Annotated in this window: 11 protein-coding genes; 2 read left to right on the top strand and 9 right to left on the bottom strand. The window is 69.7% G+C overall.

Features of this window, described 5'->3' with window-relative positions; genetic code table 11:
• The coding region (locus VN520_RS04795) for a protein-tyrosine phosphatase family protein (protein ID WP_325745574.1) at positions 1-427 on the top strand (427 nt) is incomplete at its 5' end.
• A 24-nt stretch (positions 428-451) separates the two neighbouring features.
• Here VN520_RS04795 and VN520_RS04790 read toward each other — a convergent pair.
• Both VN520_RS04790 and VN520_RS04785 read right to left on the bottom strand, forming a co-directional pair.
• Positions 452-739: a hypothetical protein gene (locus tag VN520_RS04790; RefSeq protein ID WP_325745573.1), complete on the bottom strand. Its 288-nt coding sequence runs from the start codon at positions 737-739 to the stop codon at positions 452-454.
• A 123-nt stretch (positions 740-862) separates the two neighbouring features.
• Positions 863-1,294, bottom strand: a complete 432-nt coding sequence (locus VN520_RS04785) for a DUF2000 domain-containing protein (RefSeq protein ID WP_325745572.1) — start codon at positions 1,292-1,294, stop codon at positions 863-865.
• Positions 1,295-1,382: 88 nt separating this feature from the next.
• On the opposite strand from VN520_RS04785, the gene VN520_RS04780 reads away from it, so the two are divergent.
• Complete coding sequence (locus VN520_RS04780; RefSeq protein WP_325745571.1) at positions 1,383-2,186, top strand: AraC family transcriptional regulator; 804 nt, start codon at positions 1,383-1,385, stop codon at positions 2,184-2,186.
• On the opposite strand, the gene VN520_RS04775 is transcribed toward VN520_RS04780, so the two are convergent.
• The 7 genes from VN520_RS04775 to VN520_RS04745 all read right to left on the bottom strand — a co-directional run bounded on the left by VN520_RS04775 (position 2,156) and on the right by VN520_RS04745 (position 6,752).
• A complete protein-coding gene (locus VN520_RS04775) occupies positions 2,156-2,692 on the bottom strand; it encodes a mycothiol transferase (RefSeq protein WP_325745570.1) in 537 nt (178 codons plus the stop codon). The two genes, VN520_RS04780 and VN520_RS04775, sit on opposite strands and share 31 nt — an antisense overlap.
• Before the next feature lie 52 nt (positions 2,693-2,744).
• A complete protein-coding gene (locus tag VN520_RS04770; protein WP_325745569.1) occupies positions 2,745-3,743 on the bottom strand; it encodes an alpha/beta hydrolase in 999 nt (332 codons plus the stop codon).
• A 104-nt stretch (positions 3,744-3,847) separates the two neighbouring features.
• Entirely contained in the window at positions 3,848-4,081 is a 234-nt protein-coding gene (locus VN520_RS04765) for a hypothetical protein (protein WP_325745568.1), read from the bottom strand.
• A gap of 7 nt (positions 4,082-4,088) precedes the next feature.
• Entirely contained in the window at positions 4,089-4,757 is a 669-nt protein-coding gene (locus tag VN520_RS04760) for a TNT domain-containing protein (RefSeq protein WP_325745567.1), read from the bottom strand.
• A 128-nt stretch (positions 4,758-4,885) separates the two neighbouring features.
• Positions 4,886-5,323 (bottom strand): nuclear transport factor 2 family protein, encoded by a 438-nt coding sequence (locus VN520_RS04755; RefSeq protein WP_325745566.1) that lies wholly within the window; start codon positions 5,321-5,323, stop codon positions 4,886-4,888.
• 110 nt (positions 5,324-5,433) lie between these two features.
• On the bottom strand, positions 5,434-6,147 hold the full coding sequence (locus tag VN520_RS04750) for a DUF4230 domain-containing protein (RefSeq protein ID WP_325745565.1): 714 nt from the start codon (positions 6,145-6,147) through the stop codon (positions 5,434-5,436).
• Between the two features lie 89 nt (positions 6,148-6,236).
• Positions 6,237-6,752, bottom strand: a complete 516-nt coding sequence (locus VN520_RS04745) for a DinB family protein (RefSeq protein ID WP_325745575.1) — start codon at positions 6,750-6,752, stop codon at positions 6,237-6,239.
• Positions 6,753-6,890 lie beyond the last annotated feature (138 nt).

Genomic DNA, 6,890 nt, shown 5'->3' with positions numbered 1-6,890 from the left:
TACCTGGGATCCGGCAGGTGAGGGTGTGCTGTCGCTGCCGTCGGGGCGGCTGGTCCGTGGCCGCGGGCTGAGACGCCCGCTCCCGGAAGGTCCCGAGCCCGCCTTCGCTGTCCATCTGCTGGGCGGTCCGCCCCCCTCGGTGCCCTGGGAGTCGCAGTGGCTGCGCTGGCCCGACTTCCGTCTGCCCGCCGACAGGGCGGCGGCGCGCACCGTGCTGCGGGAGGCCTGGGCCCGTGCCGAGGGTGAACGGGTCGAGGTCGCGTGCGGAGGCGGCCGCGGACGGACCGGCACGGCCCTGGCCTGCCTGGCCGTGCTGGACGGCGTCCCGGCGAGGGAAGCGGTCGCTTACGTCCGCCGGAACTATCACCGCGGAGCCGTGGAGACGCCCTGGCAGCGCCGGTACGTGGCGCGCTTCACGGCAGGCTGACCGGCTGCCGCACCCGCCTGCCGGTCAGTCCACCGTGTGCGGAACCGGAACCGTGGCTCCGCCGCCGGCGCGTACCGCCTCGACGACGCTCTGGTGGAAGGCCCTGCTCGCTTCCTCCGAGGGGCACGGCACCGGACTGCCGGCCAGGGTGAACCAGTCCGAGGCGCCGCTGTACTGGACGGCGACCTCGGCCTGTTCCTCGGTCCAAGTCGTGTGCACGGTCAGATCCCCGCTCACGATGCCTACTTCTTCGGTGCGCAGTCCGCCGGTTCCCGCGAAGACACCGAGGGTGGTCCACGATGCCCAGTTCATGACGCGTCGCCTTTCGGGACGATGACAAGCCTGTCGAGCGGACTTGTCTTGAGTATGGCACCGGGGACCATCACTCGCACGGGTGTGCCCGTGAGTATCTGTACGGTGACGCCGGATCGCTGCTCACGGGTGCATCGACGCACCCTTGAAAATCTTGTCGACGGCGTTGCGCGGCCCGTACACGGCCAGGCCGACCAGGTCCAGCCCACCCCTGCCCACCGCCCGGACGGCAGCCCTGTTGGCCTTGTCGTGGCCGGTCGCGAACAGGTCCGAGGTGAACACGGCCAGGGCCGCGCCCCGGCCCACCGCCCTCGTGTGTGCGGTCGTCAGGATTTCCTTGGAGCCGGTGAGCACGAGAACCGGCTGCCGGAACATGGGCAGGTACCGGGTGTCGTCGGCATCGGCGTACGGTTCGCCGATCACCTCGGGCACCTGTGTGCCCAGGCCGCTGACCAGGAAGGCGGTGACGTTGAGACGTTGCCAGGTCTCGAGGTCGTCGCGGAGCAGCACAGCGATCTTGGTGTCGAAGCGAACGGGTGCGTTGTCGTCGGTCATGCCTGGAGTCTGCCGAGCCCGGCCGCCGGCCGTCTTGTACGAAGTTTGCACGCCGAGGTGACCGGTGACGCTCTTGTACGCTTCGCCCATGGGTGCACGTCCGGACATCACCGCGTGGCGTCCGCGCGTCGAGGGGATCGACGAGGTCTTCCACGCGCACTTCGCCGACCACACCTATCCCATGCACACCCACGACGCGTGGACGCTGCTCATCGTCGACGAGGGGATGGTCCGCTACGACCTGGACCGCCATGAGCACGGGGCGCCCAGCTCGGTGGTGACACTGCTGCCTCCGCACGTCCCGCACAACGGCGATGCGGCGACGCCCGGCGGGTTCCGCAAGCGTGTCCTGTATCTGAACACCACGCAGATCGACGCGGATCTCGTGGGACGTGCGGTGGGCCGGCCCGTGTTGCGGGATCCGCGGCTGCGCCACCGTGTGCACCAGCTGCACCGGACGCTCGAACGCCCCGGGGACGAACTGGAGGCGCAGAGCCGTCTCGCACTGGTCTCCGAACGTCTCGCCGGGCACCTGCGTGACGATCCCGTCGCCCCGCAGGTGCCCGACCGCCGGATCGCGTACGCGCTCCGGGACCTGCTCGACGAACACTTCGTCGAAGGTCTGCCGCTCCGTGCCGCCGCGGAGCGGCTGCACGCCCATCACACACACCTGGTGCGGGCCTTCAGCCGGGAGTTCAGCATGGCTCCGCACCAGTACCTGACAGGACGCCGTGTCGATCTCGCCCGGCGTCTGCTGCTCGGCGGGATGCGCACACCGGAGGTCGCGTCATCGGCCGGGTTCTACGACCAGTCCCACTTCTCCCGGCACTTCAAGCGGGTGGTCGGCACGAGTCCGGGACACTACGCACGCACCGGATCCTCGGCTCGGTGACGGCGCTCCAGCGCGCCCCGGACGAACGCGGCCTGGCCGGCGTGCTGAAGGTCGTCGGCGATGACGCTGATCAGCCGCACGCCGAGAGTCACCGGCGGCGACCAGGCGTCGTCCACGACTCGGTCCAGGGCACGGCCGTCGAGCCCGCGGACGAAGCCGAGGGTCTGCTCGTGCACGGCGTCGAAGTAGCCCAGGAGGAGGTCACCCGACGCCACTCTCACGGAAGCCGCCTGCGCGCTGCTGTGACCGTAGCCGGTCGAGTCCTTTTCGAGAGGCAGCTCGAAGCGGGACGCCCAGTCCTCGGCGAACCAGACCTGTTCGCTCTCCGCCGCGTCGGCGACGTGGTCGTCCTGGACGCGCGCGAGGTGCCACACGAGCCAGGCGATGGAGTTCGCGTCCTCGTCGAGCCTGGCGTTGAGGTCCTCGGGCGGGACACCTTCGACTGCGGCGTGCACCGCTTCGTGGATACGTTCGAACGCATCGGCGAGAATGCCTGCACTGTTCATATGACCACCATCGCCGGTGCCCGGACCGGGCCCCGACTTCGACACGCGGCCGTCACGGGCGCACGGTGTGCAGCCACTGCGTCAGCAGGGCGTTGACCTCTGCGGGACGTTCCTGCTGGATCCAGTGCCCGCACTCCTCCAGGATGTGTGAGGAGACCAGGCCCGGGAGCGTCGTGGGGTAGGCGGCGATGGCGTCGGCCATCCAGGTGGTGGAGGAGTCGAGGGCGCCTCCGATGAAGAGGGCGGGGCAGGTGAGGCGGGCCCCGTCCCAGACTGCCAGGTCCTCCCAGTCCCGGTCGACGTTCCGGTAGCGGTTGAGTGCGCCGGTCAGGCCGGTTCTCTCGAACTCGGCGCTGATGACGTCCAGCTCCGGCTCCGTGAGCCAGGAAGGCAGGGCACCGCCGGTGAAGCGGTCGCGCATGGCCGCTCCGGTGGGCACGAAGAAGGGGCTGCCCGTGCCCGGCGGCGGCATCGTGTCACCGGAGAGCGAAGTGTAGAACCCGGCCAGCCACCCGCGCACGTCGGGGTCGATCTCCGCCTCGGCGCGGCCGGGCTGCTGGAAGTAACTGACGTAGAACTCCTCGTCCCTTCCGACCCGGGCGAAGCCGTCGGTGGGGCGGACCGCGTTCCAGGGAGCGTAGGGAACGCTGAGCATGGCCACGGCGGTGAACATGTCGGGCCGCAGCAGTGCGCTGTTGGCAGCGATGGGCGAGCCCCAGTCGTGGCCGACGACCGTCGCGGTCTCCTCGCCCAGGGCGTGCACGACTCCTACGTTGTCGGCGACCAGGGACGTCATCCGGTAGGCGTCCACAGCGCCGGGGGCCGAGGACCGTCCGTATCCGCGTACGTCGAGAGCGACCGCCCGGAAGCCCGCCGCGGCCACGGCGGGGAGCTGGTGACGCCAGGAGTGCGAGGTCTCGGGGAAGCCGTGGATCATGAGGACGAGGGGGCCGGTCCCCTGCTCCAGTAGGTGGATCCGGCCGCCGGGGACGTCCACCAGCCGGTGGACGGCTCCGGGGACGGTCGCGGAAAGCTCGGCGGGCTGCGGCATGTGTCTCCTCGAGTCCTCGGTGCCTGACTGCGTGGCCATCATTCGGCGCCGTACCACCTCTGGCCAAGAGAACTTGCCGCTACGGCAAACCCGTCGGCGGCCGGTCAGACGAGCAGGCGCAGGAGGTGTGCACAGGCCGCTGCCTCGTCCGGGTGCCGCGCGATCACTCCGTACCTCCCCCGCTCGTACGCGCCGGTCTCCCACACGCCGTCGGGCGTCTGCCTCAGGAACAGGAAGTCCGGGGGTGTGGGGGCCGGTTCGTGGACGCCTTCGATGCGGTAGCAGCCGTCGGCCACGCCGGCCGCTCCGAGCGCGGCACGCAGGTCCCGGCGGTCCACAGCCCGGCTACGCGTCCGCAGGCGTGAGGTAGGCATGGTCCAGCAGCCACTTCACGTTGAGCCGCTGGCCCGCACCCGGGTCGAGGAAGACGGGGTCGAGCTTGATCTGCTGGCCTCCGCCGGGCTGCTCGAACCACGGTGCGATGCGCCCCTGCCAGACCCAGAACGGCTTGGCGACCTTGTAGACGCGGTAATCACAAGGAGATGCGGCATCGCGGGTGTTGAGGTTCTGCGGCGGCAGCGCACGTTCCTTGTAGGAGTCGCCGGCGGGGGCGAGGTATCCGCCGTACTCCGATCCGAAGCGGTCCAGGCGCTGTCCGGTGCGCAGCTTCGCAGGCTCTCTGTCGATCTGCCCGTTGACTTCGGCGAAGCCGTCGTCGGGCGGGTACTTCCAGCTGCCTGTGTCCGCCGGCCCCTCCCAGTACTTGTTCAGGAAGGCGGTGGAAGACAGGCTGCCTGTGCGCTTGTACCCCTTGAGCAGCGGGCCGACGGGGGCCTGTTTCGTGGAGGGCAGCCATCGGGGACCCAGCCGCGCGTCCCCGAGGAACTCACCGGTGCAGGGATCGTGGCTGACTGCCGCCGCGCGGTCCTCGTGCGGTGCGGCGCTCGCGGCGGGCGCGGTCATCAGGCCTGCGGCGATGCCCAACGTGGCAACTGCGGTGCGGATACGGTTCATTCAGAGATCCCCTCGGATGCCGGCGGATTCCCGGCCGGATCACGTAGGGTAACCGACTGTTCTCGTACCGCGTCTGCGCCATGCCGCTCGGCGCCCGGCCTGGAGGGCCCTGGCCGGGCGCCGTTCTCTCAGTGCGCCGTCCCGTCCCGCACGAGACCGTCGGCGGCGAGGCCCCGCAGTACGGCCTCGCCCAGCGCCCGGACCGCGGACATCGGACGGACCATCACGGTGAACTCCTTGATGCGGCCGTCCTCGCCGAACTGGAGCAGGTCGATCCCGTGGATCTCCTTGCCGTCCACCGTCGCCCTGAACAACAGGATCTCCGACGGTTCCTGGGCGCCTTCGCCACTGGTGGAGGCCTCGCCCGCGAGGTGGCCGACATAGCGGAAGTCCTCGAAGGTGCGCAGGAGTACGCCGAAGAGGCCGAGCACCATCGGCCTGCCTTCGAAGGGAGTGAACTTCACCGGGCTGAAGAGGCGGATGTCCTCGGTGAACAGCTCTTCCAGTGCCGCCGTGTCGCCCTTCTCGACGGCGGCCCTGAAACGTTCCGTGGTTTCGGTGGTCATGGTCATCACTCCCTGGATCCTGCCGCCGACGGGGCGGCCGCCCGTTCCGGTGAGTGTGGCGCAGAGTGGCCCGACCGGTGAAGGCAGGGCGGGCGGAAACGGCGAAAGGGTCAGCCGCGAGAACCGCTGTAGCGGACGGTGACCTTCTCGAACCCGAGCGAGCCGAGCAGCCCCTGGAGCATGGAGGCGGTGTTCTTCTCGGCCCGCTCCGTGAGGCCGCTCTCCGCGGCGGCCTCCCCTATGTGCTGTGCGGCCAGCTTGTTGACCGCCTGCTCACTGCCGGGGTTGCCGGAGAAGAAGTCACCGAGCCGGTCGAGGAGCCCACGCTGCTTGGACACGGCGTAGGAGCGGTCCGGGTCCAGGGCCGGCTTGCCCAGCACCGCATGGGGCAGTACGAGTTCGGCCGTGGTCCGGTCCTCGTTGACGGTCACCCCGTCGGCTCCGACCTTGCCCAGGTCGACGGAGGCCCCGACGGTACCCGCGCCGACGTACAGCGTCCGGGTGCCCCGGACGGCGTCGGGGAGGAACTTGGCGTCCTTCTCCAGGTCGACGACGACCTGGAAGTTTCCGGAGGCGGCCTCGTACGCGCTCATGTCCTGGATGGACTTGAGTACCGCGGGACCGGAGCGGTCATCGGTCTCCTCGCCGAAGAGGTCTCCGAAGCCCGGCAGCAAGCTGAGCCGGGAGCCGAGAAGCAGCAGGACCAGCGCCGCGGCGCACACGCCGGCGAACGGCAGGCACCCCCTCGTCCAGCCGCGGCGGTGCGGCCCGCCGCCGCGACCGGGTTCCCTGGTGCTGTCCGTCGTTACGTCAGTGGACGTCATGCCTTTCATGTGACCCGCTCCGGTCCTTTCAGTCCGCCCGGGTGCCGAATTACGTCAGATCCCGTACGACCGACCGGTGTTGGAAGGCGTCAGGCCCCGGTGGTGCCGTCCAGCCGCTCCCTCAGCAGGTCGGCATGCCCGATGTGGCGTGCGTACTCCCCGATCATGTGGACGTGCACCATGCGCAGCGAGCAGACCGAGCCGCGCCAGGTGAAGGTGGCGTCGAGCGACGCCCCCGCCGCCACCTCGTCGGCGAGGCGGATCTCCTCGACGAGTCGGGCGTAGTCCTCGGGGGCGCGGTCCGGTGAGAGGTCCTCGAAGTCCACGTCCTTACCCTTGTCCGGGTCGTACATCGGGGGCAGCGACAGGCCGGCGAATCCCTGGCGGAACCAGATACGTTCCACCTTGGCCATGTGCCGGATCAGGCCGAGCAGGGTGAGGTTGGACGGCTCGGCAGTCCGCTTCGCGAGCTCCCGTCCCGTCAGGCCGGCGCACTTCTGCAGAAGTGTGCTGCGGTAGAAGGCCAGGTAACCGGTCAAGGTCTCGCGCTCGCCACCGGTGAGCGGTCCGGTCGTGCGGGTGGCTTCGGGAGCTGTCCATGTCAACACCGTTGCGTTTATCTCTGTGAACGGTTCGCGAGCCCGTGCTCGAAGAACGTGACGGTGGTGCGGATGGTGTAGTTCTGGCTGGTCGTGGGGTGCTGTCCGGCGTTCGGTCCGTACTTGCTGGTGGGGTTCTTGCGG

It is taken from the genome of Streptomyces sp., assembly GCF_035563135.1.
GTDB lineage: Bacteria > Actinomycetota > Actinomycetes > Streptomycetales > Streptomycetaceae > Streptomyces.
The sequence above is the reverse complement of the archived record's forward strand: the minus strand, read 5'-3'. Positions and strand labels throughout refer to the sequence as shown.

What these genes read in the sequence shown, in the direction of transcription:
- VN520_RS04790 (WP_325745573.1), bottom strand. Translation starts at nt 739, where the DNA reads ATGAACTGGGCATCGTGGACCACCCTCGGTGTCTTCGCGGGAACCGGC.
- VN520_RS04785 (WP_325745572.1), bottom strand. Translation starts at nt 1,294, where the DNA reads ATGACCGACGACAACGCACCCGTTCGCTTCGACACCAAGATCGCTGTG.
- VN520_RS04780 (WP_325745571.1), top strand. Translation starts at nt 1,383, where the DNA reads ATGGGTGCACGTCCGGACATCACCGCGTGGCGTCCGCGCGTCGAGGGG.
- VN520_RS04775 (WP_325745570.1), bottom strand. Translation starts at nt 2,692, where the DNA reads ATGAACAGTGCAGGCATTCTCGCCGATGCGTTCGAACGTATCCACGAA.
- VN520_RS04770 (WP_325745569.1), bottom strand. Translation starts at nt 3,743, where the DNA reads ATGCCGCAGCCCGCCGAGCTTTCCGCGACCGTCCCCGGAGCCGTCCAC.
- VN520_RS04760 (WP_325745567.1), bottom strand. Translation starts at nt 4,757, where the DNA reads ATGAACCGTATCCGCACCGCAGTTGCCACGTTGGGCATCGCCGCAGGC.
- VN520_RS04755 (WP_325745566.1), bottom strand. Translation starts at nt 5,323, where the DNA reads ATGACCACCGAAACCACGGAACGTTTCAGGGCCGCCGTCGAGAAGGGC.
- VN520_RS04750 (WP_325745565.1), bottom strand. Translation starts at nt 6,147, where the DNA reads ATGACGTCCACTGACGTAACGACGGACAGCACCAGGGAACCCGGTCGC.